General features: G+C 61.7%; 25 protein-coding genes. 7 read left to right on the top strand and 18 right to left on the bottom strand.

Features of this window, described 5'->3' with window-relative positions; all coding sequences use genetic code 11:
- Positions 1 to 285: 285 nt before the first annotated feature.
- Positions 286 to 546, bottom strand: a complete 261-nt coding sequence (locus tag GJB56_RS05610; RefSeq protein ID WP_019748110.1) for a hypothetical protein — start codon at positions 544 to 546, stop codon at positions 286 to 288.
- Between the two features lie 504 nt (positions 547 to 1,050).
- On the opposite strand from GJB56_RS05610, the gene GJB56_RS05615 reads away from it, so the two are divergent.
- From GJB56_RS05615 to GJB56_RS05635, 5 genes are all read left to right on the top strand, one after another.
- Positions 1,051 to 1,656 (top strand): MspA family porin, encoded by a 606-nt coding sequence (locus GJB56_RS05615; RefSeq protein ID WP_021333552.1) that lies wholly within the window; start codon positions 1,051 to 1,053, stop codon positions 1,654 to 1,656.
- Positions 1,657 to 1,737: 81 nt separating this feature from the next.
- On the top strand, positions 1,738 to 2,133 hold the full coding sequence (locus GJB56_RS05620) for a hypothetical protein (protein WP_230091140.1): 396 nt from the start codon (positions 1,738 to 1,740) through the stop codon (positions 2,131 to 2,133).
- Positions 2,130 to 4,622 (top strand): hypothetical protein, encoded by a 2,493-nt coding sequence (locus tag GJB56_RS05625; RefSeq protein WP_021333553.1) that lies wholly within the window; start codon positions 2,130 to 2,132, stop codon positions 4,620 to 4,622. Before GJB56_RS05620 ends, GJB56_RS05625 begins: the two co-directional genes overlap by 4 nt.
- 23 nt (positions 4,623 to 4,645) lie before the next feature.
- Positions 4,646 to 4,870, top strand: a complete 225-nt coding sequence (locus GJB56_RS05630) for a hypothetical protein (protein ID WP_019748114.1) — start codon at positions 4,646 to 4,648, stop codon at positions 4,868 to 4,870.
- A gap of 121 nt (positions 4,871 to 4,991) precedes the next feature.
- Positions 4,992 to 5,333, top strand: coding sequence for a hypothetical protein (locus GJB56_RS05635; protein WP_070161833.1), 342 nt, complete (start codon positions 4,992 to 4,994; stop codon positions 5,331 to 5,333).
- Between the two features lie 117 nt (positions 5,334 to 5,450).
- Here GJB56_RS05635 and GJB56_RS05640 read toward each other — a convergent pair whose 3' ends face one another.
- Positions 5,451 to 5,720 carry a hypothetical protein gene (locus GJB56_RS05640; protein WP_021333554.1) on the bottom strand — a complete coding sequence of 90 codons (270 nt, stop codon included), beginning with the start codon at positions 5,718 to 5,720 and terminating at the stop codon, positions 5,451 to 5,453.
- A 371-nt stretch (positions 5,721 to 6,091) separates the two neighbouring features.
- On the opposite strand from GJB56_RS05640, the gene GJB56_RS05645 reads away from it, so the two are divergent.
- The gene (locus GJB56_RS05645) at positions 6,092 to 6,496 is read left to right on the top strand and encodes a hypothetical protein (protein WP_020723646.1); all 405 of its coding nucleotides are present in this window, start codon (positions 6,092 to 6,094) and stop codon (positions 6,494 to 6,496) included.
- A gap of 346 nt (positions 6,497 to 6,842) precedes the next feature.
- Here the strand turns inward: GJB56_RS05645 and GJB56_RS05650 are convergent, their stop codons facing one another.
- The 7 genes from GJB56_RS05650 to GJB56_RS05680 all read right to left on the bottom strand — a co-directional run bounded on the left by GJB56_RS05650 (position 6,843) and on the right by GJB56_RS05680 (position 13,360).
- The gene (locus tag GJB56_RS05650) at positions 6,843 to 7,364 is read right to left on the bottom strand and encodes a flavin reductase family protein (protein ID WP_021333555.1); all 522 of its coding nucleotides are present in this window, start codon (positions 7,362 to 7,364) and stop codon (positions 6,843 to 6,845) included.
- Positions 7,365 to 7,372: 8 nt separating this feature from the next.
- Complete coding sequence (locus GJB56_RS05655; RefSeq protein ID WP_019748119.1) at positions 7,373 to 7,720, bottom strand: cupin domain-containing protein; 348 nt, start codon at positions 7,718 to 7,720, stop codon at positions 7,373 to 7,375.
- Between the two features lie 11 nt (positions 7,721 to 7,731).
- Positions 7,732 to 9,186, bottom strand: coding sequence for a 4-hydroxyphenylacetate 3-hydroxylase family protein (locus GJB56_RS05660; protein ID WP_070161828.1), 1,455 nt, complete (start codon positions 9,184 to 9,186; stop codon positions 7,732 to 7,734).
- Between the two features lies 1 nt (position 9,187).
- A complete protein-coding gene (locus GJB56_RS05665; protein WP_113682913.1) occupies positions 9,188 to 9,871 on the bottom strand; it encodes a DUF2848 family protein in 684 nt (227 codons plus the stop codon).
- Positions 9,868 to 10,683, bottom strand: coding sequence for a carbon-nitrogen family hydrolase (locus GJB56_RS05670; RefSeq protein WP_029538028.1), 816 nt, complete (start codon positions 10,681 to 10,683; stop codon positions 9,868 to 9,870). Before GJB56_RS05670 ends, GJB56_RS05665 begins: the two co-directional genes overlap by 4 nt.
- A gap of 110 nt (positions 10,684 to 10,793) precedes the next feature.
- Positions 10,794 to 12,110, bottom strand: a complete 1,317-nt coding sequence (locus tag GJB56_RS05675) for an MFS transporter (protein ID WP_230091141.1) — start codon at positions 12,108 to 12,110, stop codon at positions 10,794 to 10,796.
- On the bottom strand, positions 12,107 to 13,360 hold the full coding sequence (locus GJB56_RS05680) for a M20 metallopeptidase family protein (protein ID WP_037137175.1): 1,254 nt from the start codon (positions 13,358 to 13,360) through the stop codon (positions 12,107 to 12,109). Before GJB56_RS05680 ends, GJB56_RS05675 begins: the two co-directional genes overlap by 4 nt.
- Positions 13,361 to 13,469: 109 nt before the next feature.
- Here GJB56_RS05680 and GJB56_RS05685 point away from each other — a divergent pair, with 109 nt between their 5' ends.
- Entirely contained in the window at positions 13,470 to 14,486 is a 1,017-nt protein-coding gene (locus tag GJB56_RS05685) for an Lrp/AsnC family transcriptional regulator (protein ID WP_113682911.1), read from the top strand.
- A 464-nt stretch (positions 14,487 to 14,950) separates the two neighbouring features.
- Here GJB56_RS05685 and GJB56_RS05690 read toward each other — a convergent pair whose 3' ends face one another.
- From GJB56_RS05690 to GJB56_RS05730, 9 genes are all read right to left on the bottom strand, one after another.
- A complete protein-coding gene (locus tag GJB56_RS05690; protein ID WP_113682910.1) occupies positions 14,951 to 15,541 on the bottom strand; it encodes a hypothetical protein in 591 nt (196 codons plus the stop codon).
- 292 nt (positions 15,542 to 15,833) lie between these two features.
- On the bottom strand, positions 15,834 to 16,271 hold the full coding sequence (locus GJB56_RS05695; RefSeq protein ID WP_037134388.1) for a hypothetical protein: 438 nt from the start codon (positions 16,269 to 16,271) through the stop codon (positions 15,834 to 15,836).
- Positions 16,272 to 16,336: 65 nt separating this feature from the next.
- Positions 16,337 to 16,687, bottom strand: coding sequence for a hypothetical protein (locus GJB56_RS05700; RefSeq protein ID WP_019748128.1), 351 nt, complete (start codon positions 16,685 to 16,687; stop codon positions 16,337 to 16,339).
- Positions 16,688 to 16,803: 116 nt separating this feature from the next.
- Positions 16,804 to 17,184 (bottom strand): DUF6188 family protein, encoded by a 381-nt coding sequence (locus tag GJB56_RS05705; protein ID WP_230091206.1) that lies wholly within the window; start codon positions 17,182 to 17,184, stop codon positions 16,804 to 16,806.
- Between the two features lie 147 nt (positions 17,185 to 17,331).
- Positions 17,332 to 17,889, bottom strand: coding sequence for a hypothetical protein (locus tag GJB56_RS05710; RefSeq protein WP_019748130.1), 558 nt, complete (start codon positions 17,887 to 17,889; stop codon positions 17,332 to 17,334).
- Between the two features lie 54 nt (positions 17,890 to 17,943).
- Entirely contained in the window at positions 17,944 to 18,441 is a 498-nt protein-coding gene (locus GJB56_RS05715) for a hypothetical protein (protein WP_113682909.1), read from the bottom strand.
- Positions 18,442 to 18,626: 185 nt separating this feature from the next.
- On the bottom strand, positions 18,627 to 19,742 hold the full coding sequence (locus GJB56_RS05720; protein WP_083291642.1) for an alpha/beta hydrolase: 1,116 nt from the start codon (positions 19,740 to 19,742) through the stop codon (positions 18,627 to 18,629).
- A gap of 67 nt (positions 19,743 to 19,809) precedes the next feature.
- Positions 19,810 to 21,435, bottom strand: a complete 1,626-nt coding sequence (locus tag GJB56_RS05725; protein ID WP_154606645.1) for an ABC transporter permease — start codon at positions 21,433 to 21,435, stop codon at positions 19,810 to 19,812.
- Complete coding sequence (locus tag GJB56_RS05730; RefSeq protein ID WP_154606646.1) at positions 21,432 to 22,223, bottom strand: ABC transporter ATP-binding protein; 792 nt, start codon at positions 22,221 to 22,223, stop codon at positions 21,432 to 21,434. Before GJB56_RS05730 ends, GJB56_RS05725 begins: the two co-directional genes overlap by 4 nt.
- Between the last annotated feature and the right edge of the window lie 362 nt (positions 22,224 to 22,585).

Consider the following 22,585-nt stretch of genomic DNA (forward strand, 5'->3'; position numbering starts at 1 on the left):
GTAGTGATATCCCTCCGAAGTTCACACCCGACGGCTCGCGCATTCTGTACAACAGGGCAACGACACAGTCAGGGAGGCGGTTGTCGACATCTCTACAGGGACTCAACTTGCGTCGATGAATCCAGATGGCTCCGGCCAAAAACGACTCATACCCAGTCGATTACAGGGAGTCGGGGAGTATCAGTGAAGGGCGGTATTGCCGAGAACCCGTGACGGTGAAGACGGCACGTATGGTCTTCGGTGTTGTGGGCACGTTGCGGCCAGCGCCCGATCTGAGCTGTGCATCTAACCTGTCCAGAAATCGCGCGGATCGCGATAGGTGCCCGCGGCCTGTTGTTGTGCAGACTGCGCTGGAGGTGGGCTGCGGCGTGCGCGGTAGATACGAGCTGCCTGGGCGTCGAGTTCCTTGCGTCGAACGGCATTTTCGATGTATCGCTGCTCGGCGCGGCGACGATTCATCCGGGTCTTGATTGATTTCGGGTGTGCACGTCGCTTGCGCCGTCGGCCACCGGCCAGTGCACCGACGAACATGTAGAAGAGTCCCATGGCTGAACCCCGATCATCTGGGTTGGCCCGACCGTTTCAGTATTCGACGATCGAGGGTTCGGCACAAGGGCCGGGCCTTCTGGTGAAAGTGGACCGGTACGGCGTCCCGGGAGGCGGATGTCTCCATCTGGGTGCGGCCTCTGGCCTTCGCGGCATTGCGCGGAATCGAACGTGCTGTCATCGGATCGTGATTATGACGCCTGTCACGTGCGGGGGCGAGGAAATTCGCTGGTCCGGAGGGTTCCGAAATCTTTGTGTAACTCCGAGTGATGGCAAAACGGGGTTGGCCTCATCAGTCGGGATGGTCGCCTGGCTGGTGGTGTTGTACCGTCCGAACCGTCCTTATGGTTACATTCTGGCAATCGGTTGGGTGTGGTTGTCGACGATCACAAATGAGGTTCGCGCGTGAGTTCGAAAATGGTTGAAGAAGGAACAATCGGTGCTACCGGCGGTACTCGGCGAAGCCGACGAATAGCTCGCCTATCTGCCGCAACCCTCGTTGCAGTGACGGGGAGCATCCTGTTCACCGGAACCGCGTCGGCAACCCCGACAGCGCTGGCTGACAAATTCGCCAATACCGTCACCGACGACGGATGGGCACTTGAACTTGCCGCCACCAAACTTTCAGCCAACCCGGTACCGAACCTCGCGACAACCGCGTTCACGCGAGAAGGATTCGTCTCAGCGAAGGTCACAGGCACCATCGGCGGCAATGGCGATTCAGCGGTGAGAACGGGATACATCGAACAGGGGCTGCAGATCGGTTGCCAGATCGACGTCTCTTCCGGCCTCGGACTTGGACTCGGATTCTCACTCGGACCGTCAGTCGGAGTGTCGATCTCCGGGACCGGACCGAGCGCCAATATCGGAGCGAACGCATCGGTGAACCCGAGCGTGCAAACCACGATCGCGCCGGGCACCATCACCACGATCCCTTTGGGTAAGAAGGACTTAGAAGCTGCCCGAGCATCCATCACAGCAGAGAACGTGCACGTCAAGATCGACGCGTGCATGGGTCCCGTCACGATCCGCTCCTACGCCCAGCTCGCCGTCTCCACCGCGACTTCGGACAACAGTCTGTTCGTGTACTCGGACCCCACCTGGCTCTGATCATCTGCGCCTCCGCCACTGCAGCGACGCCCTTTACGCCAACGAACCCGCACCTCCCGGCGGGGAAAGGAATTCGTCACCATGACTTCTTCCCCGACCAGGGGTGCGCTGACCACATCGCCGACCCCTCGAGGTTTTGACTCGGAACTGCCCTACCTTCCACCAGGAAACACATCCGCAGGCAGCGACCGCCCTGCCGAGAGCAGCGATCGTGGCTGGGACCCCGCGAGCGAATTGAGTTCAACCTCGAAAGGCGTGATCACCGCCGCCATCGGGCTGGCCCTGCTGATCGCAGCCTTCGCTGTGATCGGCAAGCTCGGCGCGTGGGCGGGTGACTACGGCACCATCCTGGTGTACTTGGCATTCTTCCTGTGGATGTCTATCGCCGGACGGTTATTTTGGTGGGGCGCAGACACACTCATCACGGCCTTCTCCGCCCCGAAGTCCCACGGCAAGTCCAGCGGTGGTCGCCAGTGACTCCTCAACACCGCTTCAACCGAGTCTCCTCGACCACGATCGTGTCGACCGTGGCAGTGCTGGCGAGCCTGATCATTGCGATGTTGATGATGCTCACGTTCGCACCCACCTCCTCTGCCACCCCAGAAGAAGACTGTGCTGCAGTGCGAGCCCGTGATCACCAGATCTACCTGAACCTCGTTGCGTCGCTGCCGCCCGGTTCACCGATCCCGCCCGAAGTCATCAACCCGTGCCTCACCGCACCCTCCACGACGGCGAGCCCGACCCCGACGACGACAATCGGACTCCCAGGAGCACAAGCCCCTGGAGGTGGGCCGAACGTAGGCGCAAACGCCCCCACCAATTTCCCCACCTACAACGGCACCCCCATCGTCCCTGTTCCGACGATAGGAGTCCCCCCTCTGTCTTCCGAGTCCCCGACCTCGGAAGCGGGCACCGGCGCGTCCCCTAACGCGTCGACGCCAGCGGTTCCCTCGCCGACACTCACCCCCACCCCCGGCGAGGGAACCGCCACCACCGAACGCACTCCCATGCCTGCAGCGACGACATCGGGATCCGCCCCCACGCAGGTAGATCCGGCACCGGTAGTCGCAAACTCAGGACTCGACGAGGAGGACGGACGCAACCGCTACCTCGAGCTGGTTCTCGTCGGCGCCGCAGCGTTCACCGTCGGCGGGATCGGTGTGCGGGGCCGTCGCTCACCGTTCGGTTCCCGGACACCGGAATCGGTGCTCGCCCGCGTCGTCGGTACCGTCGCGCAACCCGTGTTGCGATACGCCCCCGGCGGATACGAACAGATCACCATCCCCAACGGCTCCGGCGGCGAACGCACCCTGGTCCTGATCAACGATCCCACTTCTCCGCGGACCTACCGTTTCCCGCAGCAGGTCCCACCGGGCGGCCAGATGATCAAGAACGCCGACGGCTCGGTGTCGATCCTCGACGCCGACGGCCGCGAACAGTCCCACGTGAACCCGCCCTGGGCCTACGACGCCCTCGGCCGACCGGTCCGCACCGAATACGAAGTCGACGGCGACACCATCGTCCAAACGATCTATCCCACTGGCGATTCGATCTACCCGATCCTTGCCGATCCGGACAAGTGCACGATCGACGACCCCAATGCCGACGGATCCATCCCGTCCCTGCGCAACGCCTCCACCGAAAACCCCGACGGATCGGTGACCACCGACACCTACGACCGCGTCGGCAACCACACCCAGGCCCAATCGACGGTCGTACCCGACAGCGGCGGCACCGTCGACACCACCATCGCCAACGCCGACGGCACCCAAACCGAAACCCGGTCAGTGCCCGACGGAAACGGCGGAGTAACGACATGGTCATCGAACCCGGACGGATCGAACACCGTCCTCTACCCAGACGGTAGCTACTACGAAGAACCAGCCGCCGGATCCGACAAGGGCTACACCCAAGGCCAAGTCACCGACACCGGGACGGAATCGACCTACACCGATCGCTCCGGAAACCAATACACCTCCCAATCGACCTACACCCCCGACGGCGTCCACACCGAGACCGACACCCCACAAGGCCACGTCACCGGCGACTCGGAAGTGACCCCAGGCAGCTCCATCATCACCAAAGCCGTCGACCCACAGGGCAATCCAGTTGTCACCCGATCCGTAGCCAACGGCGACGGAACCGTCGACACACACCAGATCGTCGCCCAAACAGTCGACGATCAAGGCAACGTCGTCTACCTCCAAGAGGACGGCACACTATTCACCCCCGACATCGGCAACGGAACCTCGTCGGTAACCACTACCGATGACGACGGCACCATCACCGTCGACGGATCGGACCACTCTCGATTGATCTTCCTTCCCGGCGGCGGAGTCATCGCCTGGGACGCAAACGGACTCGACATCACCGACACCCTCAACAAACAAATCGAACGCTGGCCGCAACGGCTCGCACAAGGCGGCGCTGCAGGAGCGAAGTTCGTCGTCAACAGAAACCTCGCGAGCACCCTCAGCGCCATGGGCAACCTCACCGCGCAATTACAACGGGGACAAGCGGTCCTGGACGCCAGCACCGACTTCGATGCCGCATGGCTGGCGGCGCAGCGCACCGTCACCCAGAACGGAACCAAACTCGTCCCGCTCGACGCCGCAGCAGCCAAACTGGGATTGGCGTCCAAGGTGCTCGGACGAAGCGCCATCATCCTCGCCCCCGTCGGCATGTACTTCGACATCAAACAAGGCGTTCGCCCCGGGCAAGCGATCACATCCGGCACAGCCGGAGTGGTGGGAGGCATCGCCGGAGCAGCCGCCATAGCAGCCGGGGCAACCGCGCTCGGCGTAGCCGCACCAGCCCTCGCGGTCGCAGGTGGGGCAGCCCTGATCGGCGTCGGCGCCTACATGGGCACCAAATGGGCGTACGGCAAACTGCCCGACAGCTGGCAGGATGGTGTGGACAGCGGACTGCGGAGCACATGGAGCGGAATCAAAGGCCTGTTCCAGTGAGCGACCTGAACGGGAGAAAGCACGTGGCACAGGAATCAACAGGTCGGCGCATCTGGGTCGCTGCCCGAAAGCCGCTCGCGGTGTTGGCGAAGATCGGTGTGTGGCTGACGTGGTTCACCTCTCCCGCTCCAGGCCCCAGCCCATCCGACGCCGTCGACATCGGTAAGCGAACGCAAGAACGGCTGGAGCGGAAGAAGGCGAAAGCAGCCAAGACGAAGGGAGCTGCGCCCGCCCGTCGCTACCGCTAGCAACTGCGCCTCCCGCCCCGCGAGACGCCTCCGGCAGGGTATCGGCGATCTGCACGAGTCCCACTTTCCGGCGGCTGTTCGCTCCGGCCTGCGGACGCACGAACTATGTAGTGTTTCCGATATGTCGACCGACCACGTGCGGATAACGCCCGCTGTTCAGCAAATTCTCACGGTGCTCGTCACTGATCCGCACAACGAAATTTACGGCTACCGAATCATGGACGCGCTGGGATTTTCGCCTGGAAAGACGCATCGCCTACTCGCCAGGCTGGTCAACGCGAATTGGCTTATCCGAAACGATCCAGGCGTGGACAGGGTTGCGGGACAACCGCGCGTTACGTACTCGGTAGCGAGGGGCGCGCAGAATACGATCGCCGAAGCGTTGGCCGAGGCGCGCGAGCGGGAGAGCCACGGCAGTCGGTTCAGGGCGCGCGGCCCTCGTCTGCCACCCACGATCGAATAGTGTTGAAGGAATAGAGGTTCAGGTCTTCAGTGCTGCGGCGTTGGTCGCGTCGTGATGACTTCCGGACGTCTCTGCGTCTCGTCTTCTACCGGTATCGGCACCGGCGCATAAAGCCGCTCACGCCACAGTGTCTGGCTCTCCCAGTAGTTCGGTTGCCATGTCCGCTATCTCGTCGACTTGTTCCTCCGCCGCGCCGTTCCAGAAGGTGTGCACCTGATCCCGGGCGATCAGGAATTGGCCTTTGCCGGGCTGAGTCCATGCCGTGGTTACAGCGTGCGGAGCTCCGATCAGCGTGGTGGCCTTCTCGAGTATCTTCTCTGCTGCGCTATCGGATACGTCGCCCCATCGAGCTCCGAAGTCGTCGGATTCCAACCAAAACATCGCCATTGCATACCCTTTCGACGAAACAGTTCGCGATCTGCGGAGGCTACGAGTCTATCTATCCTCCCGATTGTCATGGTGGAAGTGCCACAACGGATTCCCGCATCAACCCGAGTCCGGAAGTCGTGCACGCATCACCAGACGCATGGTCTTCACTGCAGTCCGAAAGCTGGCAGGATGGGTGGACAGCGAACTACCAGGCGCATGGAACGGAATCAAACGTCTTTTCCAGTGACCGGTCCGAATGGGAGAGTACGCGTGGCACAGAAATCGACAGGGCGGCACGTTGGAACCGGTGCCCGACAACTGCTCGCGGTGTCGGCGAAATGTTCAGGCGGCGACGGCCCGGTGGAGTTCGCCACAAAGAATCCATCGTTGTGCTGATCTTGATGGTTCTCGCAGGCTGGTCGACTGATCGAGTCATCCGGACCAGTGTGGCACTTGTGTTGTGCGGAAGTCTTTTTGCGTTCTGTGTGCTGTGGGCGGCGGACTACCAGTGGTCGAATGCCGGTGGGTGCCGCGAGATGTTCCCCGCGCAATTCGGCTACCGCGCACCGGACTGGGAACGCGCCAGCGGAACCGTCGACGATGTGGCCATGTGGTGGCCCGTCGGGCATGAGTGCCGTGGCCGCGACGTCGACTCCGGTGTTTACGCGGTCCGAGGGCCCGCGTGGGGTCTATCGATCGCGGTGTACTCGGCACTGGCTGTTGTGGCTGGATCCCTTGCCATGATCGCCGCGCGGATCGTCGGTCTCATGCGTACGGATGCGGCGTCCCGGTGACCACGTCGAGAGTTGGTCAGGTCTCGGCGAAGGCGCACACTGAGAGGCGTCAGTGCGCCTGATGAGTTGATCTCCAGAGTGATTCGCCGACCGATTCATCTCCGCGCGCTGCGCTGTGCACGGAGTGGTATGTGCCGACCTCCGTCTGGGATGAGTTCTGAACGTCTCTGCGTCATGTCATTCGAGACCGTCCGCCCGCCGCTACCGCTAATGGCGGGCGGCGCCCCGTCCGTGCCGGGACACTCGGACAAGGCGCCGCGGGGGATCTGGCCTCTGCCGAAAGATTGAGCAGGAAGAGTCAGCCAGTACGACAAGCCTGGCGTCTTCGTGTGCGATGCACGGCGGTTCAGTATGTCCAGGGCATTTCGTGGTGCCCGAAGTCGTGGAAATCTCCGAACTTGCCGGAATAGAAAACGAGGCTGGAGCCTTCCCGTGATCGAAGGTTCTGAACGTTCCCGTAGACGACCCTGTGGTCACCCACGTTATGTGCGCTGTGGACGTCGCATTCAGCCTGCACCAGAGCGTCTTTGATCATGGGTAGGTTGAAATGCCCGTACTCGCAGTCGAGTCCCGCGAACCGTTCTCCACCGCGAGTTGCGAATCGGCGGGCAACAGCTTCCTGTCGTGAACCGAGAATGGACACGGCGAAGCGGCCGGTTTTGTCGACCATGTCGGTGGTTCGCGAGCCTTGGGTGAGCGAGACCATCAAGATGGCGGGGTCGAGGCTGATCGAGGTCAGCGAGCTGATCGTCATGCCGCACGCTGCATCTCCTTCCCCGCTGGTCACGACCGCGACTCCTGTGGTGAAGCGCCCCATGCTGCGCCGCATGTCGAGGGCGGAGGCAATCTGAAATTCCGGAAGAGTCATGCGGTGGCCTAGTTACTGCGATATCGCGCTTCGAAGGTGACCACACCTTCGTCTGTTCGCCACGGGCCGTGGGGCATTCCCGGTGGGCGGCAGGCGTACATCCCTGCGGTGAAGGTTTGGTTCAGGGAGAGATCTGTGAACGATCCTTCCAGGATGTAGACCTCCTCCCAGAAGTCGTGTTTCTGGACCCCCATCGGGCTGGAATCAGCGCCTGGTTCGTATCGCAGGATTCGCGTGGCGACGTTCCCCTCCGGGTCGTGAGCGAGGATTCGTTCGGTGATTTTCGGATCGCCGCCGGGGCAGATCGTGAAGTCGACGTCGGTGACCGGGAAGAACTCGTACTCGGGCTTTGCCATGTTGTTGCCTTTCAGGCCGTTTCGATCTTGTAGGTGCTCAAGAACTGTTCGACGTCGTGGAGGGGTTCCTCGTATCCGTAGTTCCTGTACGCGTACACGCCCTTGACGACGAAAGGAGCCCCTGCGTAGAACATTTCGTACTGTTGGTGTCTTCCGGCGAACTCGGATCCGATGATGTCCCACGCTAGTTTGAACAGTTTGATGCGGTCCTCTGATGAAACCCCAGGTGACTGTACGTAGTGAGCGATATCGTGTGCAGTCACGTCGCTGGTCAGATCGTGAATGCTCGATGGCAGTTGAAGCACACCACCTCCCACGAGATCGCGGACGATTGCCAGAACTCGCGGGTAGATCTCCGATTGCATCCCCATGGAGCCGTAGAGTGCCCGTCTACCAGGAAGCCACTGACCGGCGTCGTCGGGCGCCGCCGTGTACTCGGCGGCGAGTACTGCGGATTCCACTCCTGCTACCAGTGCGGCCAGCTCGCCGAGCTTCTCCTGAACGCTGGGGATCTTGTCCACCCCGTTGACCTGGGTGACTCGTCGAGCGACACCTGCGATGAACTGAAGTTTGGTGGCGAAGCGGATCTGGGCCTGCCAGTTGCCCAGAATATGTGCGCCGGTGTCGAAGAATTGTCTGCGCACACCGACTGTGTTCCGGTTGACGAACACCCGGTCCCACGGGATCAGGACGTCGTCGAAGACGACCAATGCATCTGGTTCATCGTATCGACTGGTGAGCGGGTAGTCGAAAGTGCTTGTCGCAGAAGTTGCGTAGGGTCGGCGGCAGTACAGTTTGAGGCCGGGAGCGGCGGCAGGGACCACGAAACTGATGGCGAAATCCTCATCGTCGGGGCCCAGGGGCTTGATGCAGGAGACCAAGATTTCGTCAGCGATGGCTGCGCCGGTCGCGAGCATTTGTGAGCCTCGGACGATGAGACCGTCGTCGGTTTCTCGGACTACCCCGACCTGAAGGTATTCGCCTTCCCATCCGGATGCGGTGGTGGCGCGGGAGACCTGCGGGGGAATGATCGCGTACGACACGTACAGGTTTTCTGAGAGCACGCGTTGGTGGAAGGCTGTGACGTTCGCTGAGAAGTCGCGATCGCCATCGGCGAATATCTCGGGGTGCGCGGCGAACGATGCCACGAAGGTACCCACATGGTCGGGACTGCGGCCGACCCAGCCGTGAGTGTGTCGTGCCCATGTCTGGATGGCTTCGCGGCGTAGCCGCAGTTCCTCTGCGTTGCGAGGAATTCCAAATGTTCGATTGGCGGTAGCGCGGGTTTCCGGCGAGATGTACTGCATGCCGTTGGCCGGATCTGCGGCGATGTCGAAGAGTTCTGCGATCGTGTGGGCCACGGGTGCGAATGCAGGGTGGGTGGTGACGTCGTCGATGCGTTGTCCGTCGACGAGTACAACTCGGCCGTCGTCGAGAGATGCGAGATAGTCAGCTCCAGTACGCATGTCAGTGTCCTTCAGAGGTTGTGTATGTGTGGCTGAGGGTGCGGCCGTCGGGAATTGTCAATTCGAGGGCCCAGCGATGTCCAGGTGTGAATTCCCCGTCGAGGAGTGGCAACGTGCCCGCGAAGCAGATCAGGTCGTTGCCATCGTCGCTGTGGCGTTCTGCGAGGATGCCGAGCAGGTCGGTCGGGGTGCGGAGGTTGGCCAGAGTGCCTTCTTGGTAGAGCTTGCCGTCGACCCAGCTTCGCATCGTGCAGCTGTCCCATTCGAAACTCTCCCAGTCGGGAATTTCGATGACGTTGGAGCAGAGCGGCTTCGGGCAGGCGCGTTTGGAGTCTGCGATGTCGATGGTTTCGAGATCGCGATCGGTGTGATCGGAGCCGACACCCAGAAAGTACTTTCCGCTGTGGCGCAGAATGACGGGTTCCACTTCACCGGACGTGTTGTGGCCGTCGATTTCTACGTTCTCCGCGACGCTTGTGGTGTCGGAATTCATCGTGTACAGCATCGGGACCTGCGCTGGGGGAGCCACTCCGATAGCCGCGAGCTCGTCGATGTGGTGCCGCACTGCGGCTTCGTCGCGACCGGTGTATCCGGCCACAATTGTCGTGAAGTTTTCGAACTGGAGTGTGTTTTCTGTTCCGAGGACGCGAAAGCGAAGGGCGCGGACAGTTTTGGTTTCGGTCACGAGTCGACCTTTCTGCTGTGGAGGTGGCTGTAGTCGCCGCGACGGTCGGAGAGCACTGGAAACTCTTTCCGGGTGAGCCCGACGGCGGACGGATCGATGTCGGCGATCGTGATGCCTTCGGATGCAGTAGCTTCGATGACCACACCGCCCCAGGGGTCGACGATTCTGCTGTGCCCTGCAAGTTCGATACCGCCGTGGGTCCCTGATGCGTTGCAGGCGATGACGAAGACTTGATTGTCGACTGCGCGTGCTGTCGTCAGTAGTCGCCAGTGTTCGAGTCGTGAAGTGGGCCAGGCGGCTGGGACGATGACCAATTCGGCACCGGCATCGACCAATTCAGTCCAAAGTCCAGTAAACCGCAGATCGTAGCAAGTCGTGGCGGCGACTTCTCCAAATGATGTTGGCGAGGTGTGTATCTGAGTTCCGGGTTCGAGAAGTTGGGCTTCGCTGGAGTTGTATCCGAAGACGTGGATTTTGCTGTAATGGTGGATCACCCTGCCGTTCGGTGCGATGAGGACCGCGGTGTTTCGGAGTCTGTCGGTGTCGAGATGCTCGACGAGAGTTCCGACGTGTACGTAACATGCTTTTGCCACGGCAAGAGTGCGCATAGATTGCACTGTTGGCCCGTCGAGATATTCTGCGGCGCTGGTGTAGTCATCGAAATGGTTGTATCCGACACGCCAAAGTTCAGGAAGGACGATCAAGTCCACGTCGTCGGTTATGTGCTCGTCGAGCAGCGAGCGCACTCGTTCGAGTCTGTGCGCGGGACTTTCGGAGTCGGGACTCGCTACCTGTACCAATGCGATTCTCATGAAAACTTCTTTCGTGCTGATAAAGCAGCTGTGGCGTCGAGGACTGGGTTGGAGACCGCGTCGCACAATGGGTTGAACCAAGCTGTGGTGCATGAAGTGTGGTGTCGAGGTCATCCAAGGTCGTGGAGATTCTTCTGATTCGTCTCGGGCAACGTCGCACAGGTGATGGCGCTGATAACCAGGAAGATCACTACGTATCCGGTATAGATGCTGGAGTCGAGGTGGATCGACATCCACGTCTGAAGGTACGGCGCAGTGCCGCCGAAGATCGCAGTTGTGAAGGCCATCGGTAGGCCTACTCCAATGGTCCGGATGCCGGTGGGGAACATTTCGGCGGTGGCTGCTGGGATGATCGACAGGGCCGCCGCGAGGAGGAATACCACCATCCCCATGGCGACGGCGAGTTGCCAGGCTTCTCCCTGCATGATCGAGGATGCCGGATACAAGGCCGCGGCCGATCCGATCGTGCTGATCAGTAGGACAGGCTTGCGCCCGATCTTGTCCGAGAGTTTGCCCCAGAAGGGTAGCGCGACTATCAGCACGACGGTTGCTACTACTCCGGCCCACAAGGCCGCGTTCGGATCTGTACCCAGGACAGCTATCGAGTACCCGGGGGCAGATATTGCCCAGGTGTACACGGCGACAGTCATTCCCGCTGTCATGCCGATGATCTGAAGCACCTGCTTCCGGTGTTTCATCAACTCGGGCCAGACACGTGGCTTCACCCGACTCGGCTTGGACTCGAACACGTCTGATTCCTTCATGCGGTATCGCATGACCAGCGCGAGAATGCCGAGTATCCCGCCGACCGCGAACGGAATGCGCCACCCGAACTCCGACATCTGTGAAGACGTCAGAGCAGCAGTGAGTGCGACCCCTAAAAGAATTCCGAGCATATTGCCGAACATTCCCGATGCATAGATCAAGCTCGACCAAAATCCTCGGCGTTCGCGTGGGGCGATTTCCGACAAGTAGGTCTGCGCCGACGGCACCTCACCACCGTGCCCGAGGCCCTGAATCAATCGGGCGACCACCAGAATCAAAGAGGCGCCCACGCCGATCGATGCGTAGTTCGGAGACACCGCGATCAACATCCCGCCGAAGGCGGAGGTCGCGACAGTGGCAGCCATGGCGTTCTTGCGCCCTGTGCGGTCCGAGATCCACCCGAAGAGAATGCTGCCGATGGGTCGCGCAGCAAATCCGACCGCGAAGACCGCGAGGGTCGACAAGAATGCCGACGCGCGATCGTTCTTGTCGAAGAACTGCGTAGCGAAGAAGGGTGCGAATACCGCGAATATGCACCAGTCGAACCATTCGAGCGCGTTGCCCATCGCGGTTCCCAGCAGGTTCGTCCGTTGCGAAGGCGCCGACGAGGCACCCGTTGTGTCGGGCGTAGATGCCGGGGCGCGTTTGCTTGATCTGGTCATGATGGTGCCGCTACTGCCGTGAGTTGATGGGCACTACTCAAGTCCGCAAGTCGACGAGCGGCGAGATCGGACAGCAGTGCGGCGCCGTCGGCGAGCACTCCGTCGTCGAATTCGGCTTGGGCGCAATGATTGTCGGGTGCTCGTTCTGGGTCGAGCCCGCGCGGGACTGCACCCAAGCCGATGAAAGCCCCAGGAGTCAGATCGAGGATCCGAGAGAAGTCTTCGGATGCGCCTATCGGATGAGGCATCGGGATGGCTCGGTCGTCGCCGAACAGTTCTCCGATCGTCTGCATCGTGAACGCGGTTTCGTCGACGTCGTTGACCGTGAGGGGGCACAACGGTGTGTAGTCGACATCCACGTCCAGTCCGTGGGCGGAGGCGATGCCCCTGAGAAGGCGAGGGATCTGGGCCATCAACCGAGTGCGACTGTCAGGAGAGTACGAACGGATCGTGGCGGTGAAAGTCGCGGTATCTGGGATGACATTGTGTGCAGATCCGGCTTCAACGTGGCCGACGCTGATCACGACAGGGTCGAACGGGTCGAAGGTGCGCGTGACCATTGTTTGAAGGGCGAGAATCATTTCCGCGCTCGCGACGATCGGGTCCTTGGCAAGATAGGGCGAGGACCCATGACCGCCCAGACCGTGTACCTGCACCTTCAGAATGTCGGCTGCAGACAGTACAGTCCCGGGTTTGGTGACGAAGCCTCCATTCGGTATCCGCCCGGAGAAGACGTGCAGCGCGAACGCTGCGTCCGCGCGGCGACCGGCCGCGTCGAGAACACCTTCCTCGATCATGATGCGAGCACCGTCGGCGCACTCCTCACCAGGCTGGAACATGAAAACGACGTCGCCGCTGAGCTGATCACGATGCTGGGCGAGTACGTGCGCTGAACCCACCAACATGGCCGTGTGCAGATCGTGCCCACACGCATGCATGACTCCATCGAATGTCGATGCGAAATCGAGCCCGGTCTGTTCCTGAATAGGCAGGGCGTCCATGTCCCCCCGCAACAGCACCACCGGCGACGAACCAATTGGCGCCCGGTCGGCCGCATTTCCGCGCAGGACGGCGACGACGGATGTCGTGTTCTCTCCGAGGGTGATCTCCAGGGGGAGACCGGCGAGCGACGCGAGGACCTTCTCCTGGGTCCGGGGGAGTTGCAATCCGATCTCGGGTTCGGCGTGTATTCGGCGGCGGAGGTCGACGAGATCATCGGCGAGCGCATACGCATCCGCACGGATATCCATCATGGTGTCCCTTCTTGAGCTGAGTGGCTCGCATAGTGTGAGATGTGAGACACATAGATTGGATAATCGATGTGAAACGTGCACAAATACGCCACTGAAGGAAAGATTCGTGAACATAGCCCTCGACGAGGACGACATTGCGCTCATTAACGCCTTACAGATCGCGCCACGCATTCCGTGGGCCGAAGCGGCCCCCATCCTTGGCGCGACACCGAACACTCTCACTCGGCGATGGCAGCGATTACGTGATGAGGGCCTTGCCTGGGTGGCCGCGCATCCGTCCGCCGTCAATCCGGACTTCTCCACAGCAATCGTCGAAGTCGACTGCCAACCCGGCGCACAGACGCGCGCAATCGATCAGCTCAAGCGCGACCCCCGTGTCGTGTCCATCGAACAAGCCTCGCGCGGGCGTGACTTGATGCTCACCGTGATGACACGAAGCCTGGACGAGCTCTCGTCCTACGTGCTCGACGAACTGGTGAACAGTCCGGACGTGAGAAACCAACGATGTCGGCTCATGACGCACTTTCACCACGGAGCAGGCGATTGGCGTCTGGACGCGTTGAACAAGACGCAGGTTGCTGCGCTCGAACGATTCGGCGTTCACACCCATCCTCTGACCGTTCGTCTACCTGCCCAAGGGAGTTGGCCGCTGATCGAAGCGCTGATGGAAGACGGCCGCGCGACAGCCGCCGAACTTGCACGCAGAACGGGCCGCAATCCAGCGACTGTGCGCCGACAGCTCACCAACCTCATGGCCTCTGGCGTCCTGCGCTTCAGATGCGAAGTGGCGCAGAAGCTGACGTCCCGTCCGATCATGTGCCACTGGTTCGGGCGTGTTCCTGCGTCCGAGTACGACCGCACAGTTGCCGCGATCAAGACATTGCCCGAACTTCGAATACTGCTCACCACTACTGGAGATGCAAACCTCATGTTCAGTGCTTCGGTGCGCTCGCAGGCAGACTTGCTGCGTATCGAACGCGTGATCAGCGAGATGCTCCCATCGCTCAGCATTACGGAGAGCGTGATCAATCTGCGCACAGCCAAACGGATGGGGTGGATCATCGGTCCCGATGACCGATCGACAGGTGAGGTCGTCGTCCCCGATGCGATCAAACCTCGATAGTTCCTCACGCGAATCTGCCAATCCTCCATACCCGAGAGCTGGACGATTTTCGCTTGCCGGGCGAGTTGACCGAACGACCGGGGCCGAAGACCGCGAGTGCTTCGTGCCGGATGCCAATGCCTGCGAGGCATCCGCCGCTAGGCCCGAGGGGGAGCGGGAGGTCAATCAGAATCGACCCCGGATCGTGCTGGGCGGCATCTACATCGTGACGAAAGCGGGTGGGGTGCTGCGGCATACACGATGGATCTCGCTGGTGTAGGCCAGAGCAATGGCTCCGTCGTGGCACATGCGAGCGTTGCCGGTACCGTCGACGGAGAGTGCAAGAGGAAGGAAACTCGCTCACCGGAATGGTGCATCTCGGTCTGAGATCCATTCAGCTGTGGCAAGTCTCAGTAACCCAGCGAATGGGGAACAATGCCCTGTTGGTGCCACGCGTTGCGTGGAACTAGCGTGAAAGCCCGAGGCTAGTCGGTGGTTTGGCCCGGCCACGCGGCGATGCTGGAGCCGTTCAGCCACCACCTGAAGTCCTCCATTTCTTCCGTTGGAGCAGCGAACGTCACCCGGCATTCAGTCGTGTCTCCGACCGCGATACGAGGTTGCGCACACGTCGTGCGGGTCTTCAGCCCGTAGCTTTCGTCGTGCTTCTCCCCGTGGACATTGCCGGGGGTGAAGCCGAAACGAAGGTCATCAAGGATCGAGTCGTAGTACCCGCGATCCTGGTGACGTTCGACGTGAAATGTGCCGGTGGCCTCGACTTTCGCGTCAATGAGCGGACCGAACTCCGGCAGGCCGACAGTGGTCACTCGATAGTCGGAAAGCCTGCCTTCCCAGGTGTTTCCGTAGCCGACATCGCCATAGTCCCATGAGCCGTCGCTCGGCCCCACCCACGGCTCAGGTCCAATGGTCGGCTCGGCTTGAGACGCCGCTGCGTCGGCTTCGATGGCAGGCGGGGGTGCTTGGTCGGCATCGCCGGGTGTCGACGCCGAACACGCGGTGAGTACGACGATGGGAAGCAGTAAGGCAACGATGGCAGGCAGGCGCATGTTTCTGACCATAGCGGCACCTGGTGTGCAGGACATAGACTCGCCAACTGGGACGGCGGTCCGTGAGGCTTCCGTCTGCGATCGCCGTCCGGGTTGGTACAGCTGATACCGTGGAGCGCTGGAGAATTCGAAGCATTGCGCTCTTTCTGTCCAGCATCGTCGGAGGACGTGACGATCGCCCGTGAAGCCAGCTGAGGCGGATGCCCACGTCTGTACGTCGACGGGGACGCCGTCCGAGGGGTGGTGTGGTCGTCAGACGAGGCCCCGTACCTCGTCGACTATTCCACCTACCTCGACATCTGGACTAACGTCGGGCTCGGAGCGTAGTCCCCGCGGCAGCCCTGTCCCTCAGGGCAATCACCTGATGCGTCGCGGCGAGAACCAACGCAAGCAAGGCCGCCGGAACACTCCCCACCATCGCTATCAGAGACGGGGTTGTGGAGCTGAACGCGACGGCGAAGCCCCACACCGCAGTGGAGAGCATCGCACCGGCAACGAGCCAAGACACCACAGGCCGCGGGATCACCGCCGGAACGATGCACAGCGCCACGGGAATAGCCAACACCAGGAACAGTTGGCGACCGAAGTACTCGTGAACAGTGCCGAGGCATACCACCGAACTCAACGAATCGAAACCGATTTCGCAACTGGTGATTTCGTACACCGGCCACTGAGCGCTCGCAGATCCCAATACCCCCACCGCGATTGCCAACGCAAGCCACGCGATCCGAATGCCAGTCATGGGCATGATCATGGCATGTGCCGCCGAGTTGCGGCGCTGTCGTCAGCGCTACCCTCACCGAGCGATCAAACTTGCTGATTGCCAGCATCATCGGTGACGGCTGAAGCGGAATAGAGCGACCGGAATGTGGTCACGAACTCATCGATGGTTTCGCGCACCCTTTTCTCGTCTTGCGGTGCACGGCTCGGATCGTCGTGCCGTAGCGCATTCATGATTTCGATCTGCAGCCACGCCCAGCGTAGGACTTCATGCCGGTCGCGCTGTTCTTCCTCGTATTTGTCGACGATCGATTCGTAGAAGGTCACCAAGGAGTGCAGAGATCTTCGGCCGTGAACATAGTCGTCGGCTACCTCGAGGACCAGAGGATAGTGATCTGGCGATTCGGCTGAAGAATCCTGCGGGGGATCGGAAGTCATCGCGAAGTCTCCTCATACTTGGCGTTCAGGACGGTTCGACACGGGCTAATCATGCGGCCGACGTGTCGCCGTGCGCGTGACCCCGGGCGGTGATGCTGGTCTCGCGGATGGTCACCTCAGTCGCGGTCTGGCCAGTTCCACGCTGCGACCGTGCCACCAGGTGTCGAAACGACGAGCACGTTCCCGGGTGCGGAGACGTTCCAGCTTTCGAAGTCCGGCGACGGTGGCACCGACAGCACGGCACCAGTGTCGAACAGTACGACGAGTGATCCGTCTGCAGGGCAGGTGCTGAGTTCGATTGTCGCGCCGACCAGTTCTGCCGCAATGTCTACCCCGGATGCACGTGCCGGAAGGCTGATGGCGATCTCGGTGTCGTCGGGGCGGGTGAGCACGGGATTCTCCTCGACAAAGTAGCGAACGCGCTCGTCAGTCTCGAACTGCACCGCGTGCCCGACCTCGGCGCGGGCGACCCGCTGTCCGGCACCAGGAAGAATCATCGCGTTCACGTCAGAAGACTATGACGGCCCCACCCGCAACGCCCGGCATGGGCTGGGGCCACACCGCGGGGTGCACTGCCCTGTGACGGCGGGGCGACCAGACTGGCTGGAGTTCGAGACCGTCGACCAGGCCCTCGACGCCAACTGTCACGGCTGAGTGGAGGTACTACATTTTGCGGTGGGAGCGTCGGTGGTGTCGACGACGTCGATGTCGAGGGCGCCGTCGGGACGGCGGCGAATAAGATCGACGGCAACGGAGGCGACGTCGTAGTCCACCAGCGTCCCGTTCTCGGTGCGGCATTGCAGCGAGAAGTACACGATCCCGTCCACCACACGGTGTGTCTGTGCTTGGACGCGGAAGTCGCCGCCCAACACCAGCCCAGCGCGATACAACGTCATCGGCCCGTCCGGAAGCCCCGGCAGGAGCGGGATTTCCTCGATACCGCCGTCGGGGAGCATCCCGTCGACGCCATAGACGATCGGATGCCCGTCCGATTCCTTCGACACCACTGCCAACGGCATCGACGCAACGCTGTACAGAATTCCGGGTGTGCCTTTCAGAAGCACATTGAGCAGAAGGGAATCGTCCTTCGAGCTGAAGGAAATTCCGATGACACGAATCTCCTGCCCCGTGACCAACCGCGGCGCCCACACCATGACCTCGCCCCATGGCATGCTCGGCCAGGGCTTGCTTTCGACCAACATCACATCACTCCTTCAAAACGCGCGTCCCAGACAGGGTGGTCGGCAGGCGCCGGTTCAGTGTTCGACGCGCCACACACCGTCGGAGGCTTTGATCTCGCGGATCATCGACGGGCTGCCAGCGGGCCAAGTCTGGATGAGATAGTCCTCGGTGGCGGAGTCGACGTCCATGTCCCAGTGCTCGGCACGTCCTCGCGTGGCGATACGGAAGCAACGCGCGCCGATGGGGGAGGTGAGTTCCCCGAACTCCTCGACGATTTCGTTCGACAAGGTGATGAAGAGCATCGGTTGGCGGCACACCACGTGGACCTCTTCGACGTTGTCCCAGGCGTCGAGGTCGATCGCGGGGCCACCGTTGAGAAACATGTCGTCGTCGCCGGAGAGCTGTTCGAGGATGACGTTCACCGGTCCGTAGGCGATGCCGGTGTGAACCGAGATCAGGTTGTTGCCTGCGTCGAACACCTGCCCCTCGGAATAGGTTTCCGTGGGATCGGTGTCGGCCGCGGAGATGAGGAACGTGTGGTGCTCGGCATCGACCAAGCCTCGTGTGATCATGCCCCGATTAGATCAGCACAGACTGGAGCCCTTGGTCGAGGATGAGGCGTGTTGCCTTCGGTCGTTGCGATAGCGGCTCTGGGGCGAGTGGCGCCGAGCCACAAGGGGGCAGTCCGAACGCACGGGTCGCTAGAGGTGCGCAACGTGCCGCCCACCGGAACGAGGTGTTCTAAGGCGTTGACCGGCTAGCGCTGCGCGACCGACGTCATCCACTCGCTCAGTGCCTGCGTGAACTGGCCTGAGAGGGGCACCGGCGCAATCGCGTCCCATTGCCCGGGTGCAAGTACACCGATGTCGCCGAGTCCGTGGTTCGCGGTCGTCAGCTGCAGGAAGGTAGTCGCCTCGGGTGAGGCTGCCGAGTGCAAACGGCGCACCTGGTCGCAGCTGACGTTGAGATCCTTCTCGGAGCACGTGATCAGGACGGGCGTGGAAGGCGACAGGGCTGCGGCGAGCTCGGCTGGATCGTAGCGGTCGGCCTCGGAGAGGAAGCGGGCGTTGGCGGGGACGAATCCGACAGTTTCGAGTAACGGATCCTGGTCGGCGGGGATGGTGCCGCTCTCTCGTAGGGACTGCACTGTGCGAGCGAGACTGTCGCGTGCGGCGTCAGCGTCGGTCTCCGAGAGTTGCCCTCCCTGCACAGTCCGGTCGAGGCTGGCGCTTATCTGGTGCGAGAGCAGATCAAGGTATCGCTGCGAGAGAGGTTGCAGCAGGCCGAGTCCCGCGAGCGGCAGTGCAGTGCGCTGTTGCAGGGCGAGCGCGGTCAGGGCGCCTTCGCTGTGCCCGAGTACGACCGTGCGCGTGGCAGGTGTGGAGGTCAGGTCGCCGAGCAAGTCGAGCGCACTGTGCGCGTCTTCGACTTGCATGTCGAAGCCGTAGTCGAAAGCGTCCGGCGACGTACCTGCAAGGCCGGTGCGCCCGGATCCGAACTTGTCGAACCGAAGACTCGGAATCCCCTGTGCCGCAAGTGCGTCTGCCACATGCGCGAGAGTATTCGGGAAGACCATCGCGTTCTCCTGATTGCCGTTGCGGTCGGTCGGACCGCTTCCCGGCAGAAGCAGCACAGCGAGATCAGCATGCTCGACGCCCGAGGGTGACCTCAGGCTCCCGTAAAACGTGATCCCGCGAGATTCGAAGGTCACCTCGCTGTCGATACCCGCAGGCGTCTCGATCGATCCCGTCGCCGACGAACCCGTAGGTAGCGCCGGAAGTGCCTGTGTTGCAGGAGCACCCATGATGGAAAAACTGGTCAGAAGGGCGAGAGAGGAGATGGCGATCGAGACGCGGCGGCAAACGGTGAACATGCTTTGTAACCGTACCGGTCGGCTTGGAATTGCTGCCAACGTGGCCCCTACGGGTTGTTCCTGGCGGCTATGTTGTCGTGACGGCGACCAGGATCCGGTCCGGCTCGCGTTGCATACGGGTGATCGCGACGCGGCCCCCGATCCAAGCACCAAGTGCACCAATCGCAACAGCGACAGGGATGGCGAAATAGTTGACCGGGTTCGGTAGCAGCGCCCCGAGTAGAACGCCGGGCGCCGTTGTCGCGGCGAAGATGACGATGGCGAGGATGATCAGTCCGAAGGACGAGCCGTTGAAGGACCCGCGGGTGTTGAAGGAGAACGTCTTCTTCATCTCCGGAACCGGGTAGGGCGCTTTGGCGGATATCGCCACTACCAATCCTGCACCGACTCCCATCATCGAAATGCCGACGGCGATCGGCACGGCCAGTCGGTCGGTCCCGAGGTCCCCGAAGATCCGTACAGCAGCTGTTGCGACGACCACGAAGGGTGTCATCACGATTGCCCACGCGATTTGTCGGCCCCGGACGTCAGCGGCAGCGGCTTCGGGGATCATCACCAGATGCCAGATCGATGCGCCGTCGAATCCGTACAGATTCGATCCGGCTGCCATTGCCAGGTAGATCAGGAACCAGGCACCCCATGCGGCGGAGAAGGGGATCGATGACGAGATCAGCGGTCCGAAGCCGGAGACCAAGGTCATGATGGCAACGGAGAGCAGTTGTGTTCGTCGGCGCATGTCTCCGTGCCAGAGCGAAAGCTCGCGAGAGATGACGGTGCCCAGTCGGGATGCGCGCCAACCGGTTCGAATGTCGCGGCCCTGGTTCTTCAATTGCACGGAAGTGGCGCCCGCTGATTCTGCGACCTTCCCGTTGAAGTAGCGAACGACCAGGCGTTGCCATGACCACAGCAGTGCGAGATCGACCAGCACCAGGGCGAGGACTGCTCCGGCGGCGAGGAGCCAGGCGCCTCCTGCTGCTGCGTCGACACTGGTGATTCCCCACGCGAACGGTATCGAATGCGCGACCGTGAGCGGCCACGTGACGTCGCCGTCCACGACCGTGCCGAGGCGACTCTGCAGCGGAAATTGCAGCAGATACAATCCGCCGAAGAACGTGCCGAATACCAACAGTCCCAGTTCGCGGCTGCGACGACTCCGCAGGAGCTGCGACATCGCCAGCATCGCGACCCGTGAGGTGCCGACAATGAGCAGGACCGTTGCGGGCCAAGCGATAATGGCCAATGGCAGTGCGGCAGGGTGGTGTGTAGCGGCATAAATTGGAATCGCTGCTGCAGCCAACGCGGTAATCGGCACGGTCATACCGACCAGCGACGTCGAGAACAGTGCTCTGGCGAGTCGGACGGGTTCCAGGGGGAGTAGTTGGAACTGTCTGGGGTGAAGATTGTCATCTGACAGACCAGACATGATCGGCATCAAGATCCACATCACGCCGATAGCCGACAGTGCGAGACTGGTTGTGCCGCTGACGAGTTCGGAAGAGCCCGCGCTCGTCCCCGAGGCTTGCAGGCACAGCAGAGCCGCCCCCAGAACCCCGAAGAGTGCTGCCACGACTTTGATGACGGCTCTGCCGCCGGTGAATTGACGTTTGTAGAGGGTCATGCGCATTCGAAGGACCGTGCGCCACACAGAGTCCGACGTGTTCCAGTGTGTCGGTGAAAAGCTGGTGGTGGTCATGCGCGCATCCATGACAGTCCGTCGGGATTGGGACTGCGGCTGCCGACAAGACGAACGAATGCCTCGTCGAGTGTGTTGCCTGCGCGCACCTCGTCGACCGTTCCTGAAGCCACGACGCGCCCGTCTGCGATGACTCCGATGTGAGTACACAGTTGTTCGACAAGGGCCATCACGTGACTGGAAAGAATGACCGAGCCACCTGAGTGGACGAACGAGAGCAGAATGCTCCGAATTCCGGCCGAAGAAATGGGGTCGACAGCTTCGAACGGCTCATCCAGTACCAGTAAGCGAGGGCCGTGCAACAAGGCCGAGGCCAACCCGATTTTCTTCGTCATACCCGCTGAATAGTCGGCGATGACCGTTCCACCTGCATCGGCGAGATCGAGCGCGGCCAACAGTTCGTCGCGTCGTGACGCGATGACGTCCTCTGGCATGCCGCGCAGTCGCCCGAAATAGGTGAGTAGTTCATGGCCGGTGAACTGGGCGGGTAGCGCCAGACCGTCGGGTAGAACGCCGAGCAGACTCTTCGCTTCGACAGGGTCGTTCCACACGTCGTAGCCGTACACCAGGCTGCGACCGTAGTGCGGGCGAAGCAATCCGACAGCCATCGACAGTGTGGTCGTTTTTCCCGCACCGTTAGGGCCCACCAGGCCGAACAACGAACCTGAGGGCACCGCGAGGGAAAGGTCGTTCACAGCAACTTTCGCGCCGAACGCCATGCAGAGGTGTTCCACCTGTAAGGCCATCGGCCCGGGAGGCAACTGTCCAGGGTGGGGGAGAGGGTGCATCGATCGAGGGTAACTGGATGGAGGCGCAGGCGCGGAGGCCTGGTTCTAGAGCGGGCGGCGCACTGCCGGTGTCGGTCTGAGCCGGGATGCGCATGCGCATGTTGGGCGGCAATAGAGTTCGCAGAGAGAGTGCCGAATGTGGTTCACGTCCAGCGACTTAGGCTCTCCTCTCCGGCGACAGTGGGGAGCGCTCACCGCGGCCACAAGCTGGCATGGCTGCGACGAGGTGGCCAACACCCACCTTTGTCCGGAGCGGGGGAGTGCATTCGCAGATATTGAAACAGCGGTGCAACCGCGGGTTCGGTGTCCGAGCTGGGCTTCGGAATTGAGCCGGTTCGAAGCCCGAGCGGGGGTCTTCCGCT

The sequence above is a fragment of the Rhodococcus sp. AQ5-07 genome (assembly GCF_009707305.1).
In the GTDB taxonomy this organism is placed as follows: domain Bacteria; phylum Actinomycetota; class Actinomycetes; order Mycobacteriales; family Mycobacteriaceae; genus Rhodococcus_F; species Rhodococcus_F erythropolis.

Excerpts from the sequence above, each read along its gene's own strand:
- GJB56_RS05610 (WP_019748110.1), bottom strand. The coding sequence starts at position 546 with ATGGGACTCTTCTACATGTTCGTCGGTGCACTGGCCGGTGGCCGACGG.
- GJB56_RS05620 (WP_230091140.1), top strand. The coding sequence starts at position 1,738 with ATGACTTCTTCCCCGACCAGGGGTGCGCTGACCACATCGCCGACCCCT.
- GJB56_RS05635 (WP_070161833.1), top strand. The coding sequence starts at position 4,992 with ATGTCGACCGACCACGTGCGGATAACGCCCGCTGTTCAGCAAATTCTC.
- GJB56_RS05640 (WP_021333554.1), bottom strand. The coding sequence starts at position 5,720 with ATGGCGATGTTTTGGTTGGAATCCGACGACTTCGGAGCTCGATGGGGC.
- GJB56_RS05650 (WP_021333555.1), bottom strand. The coding sequence starts at position 7,364 with ATGACTCTTCCGGAATTTCAGATTGCCTCCGCCCTCGACATGCGGCGC.
- GJB56_RS05655 (WP_019748119.1), bottom strand. The coding sequence starts at position 7,720 with ATGGCAAAGCCCGAGTACGAGTTCTTCCCGGTCACCGACGTCGACTTC.
- GJB56_RS05660 (WP_070161828.1), bottom strand. The coding sequence starts at position 9,186 with ATGCGTACTGGAGCTGACTATCTCGCATCTCTCGACGACGGCCGAGTT.
- GJB56_RS05670 (WP_029538028.1), bottom strand. The coding sequence starts at position 10,683 with ATGAGAATCGCATTGGTACAGGTAGCGAGTCCCGACTCCGAAAGTCCC.
- GJB56_RS05675 (WP_230091141.1), bottom strand. The coding sequence starts at position 12,110 with ATGACCAGATCAAGCAAACGCGCCCCGGCATCTACGCCCGACACAACG.
- GJB56_RS05680 (WP_037137175.1), bottom strand. The coding sequence starts at position 13,360 with ATGGATATCCGTGCGGATGCGTATGCGCTCGCCGATGATCTCGTCGAC.
- GJB56_RS05690 (WP_113682910.1), bottom strand. The coding sequence starts at position 15,541 with ATGGTCAGAAACATGCGCCTGCCTGCCATCGTTGCCTTACTGCTTCCC.
- GJB56_RS05695 (WP_037134388.1), bottom strand. The coding sequence starts at position 16,271 with ATGACTGGCATTCGGATCGCGTGGCTTGCGTTGGCAATCGCGGTGGGG.
- GJB56_RS05700 (WP_019748128.1), bottom strand. The coding sequence starts at position 16,687 with ATGACTTCCGATCCCCCGCAGGATTCTTCAGCCGAATCGCCAGATCAC.
- GJB56_RS05705 (WP_230091206.1), bottom strand. The coding sequence starts at position 17,184 with ATGATTCTTCCTGGTGCCGGACAGCGGGTCGCCCGCGCCGAGGTCGGG.
- GJB56_RS05710 (WP_019748130.1), bottom strand. The coding sequence starts at position 17,889 with ATGTTGGTCGAAAGCAAGCCCTGGCCGAGCATGCCATGGGGCGAGGTC.
- GJB56_RS05715 (WP_113682909.1), bottom strand. The coding sequence starts at position 18,441 with ATGATCACACGAGGCTTGGTCGATGCCGAGCACCACACGTTCCTCATC.
- GJB56_RS05720 (WP_083291642.1), bottom strand. The coding sequence starts at position 19,742 with ATGTTCACCGTTTGCCGCCGCGTCTCGATCGCCATCTCCTCTCTCGCC.
- GJB56_RS05725 (WP_154606645.1), bottom strand. The coding sequence starts at position 21,435 with ATGACCACCACCAGCTTTTCACCGACACACTGGAACACGTCGGACTCT.
- GJB56_RS05730 (WP_154606646.1), bottom strand. The coding sequence starts at position 22,223 with ATGCACCCTCTCCCCCACCCTGGACAGTTGCCTCCCGGGCCGATGGCC.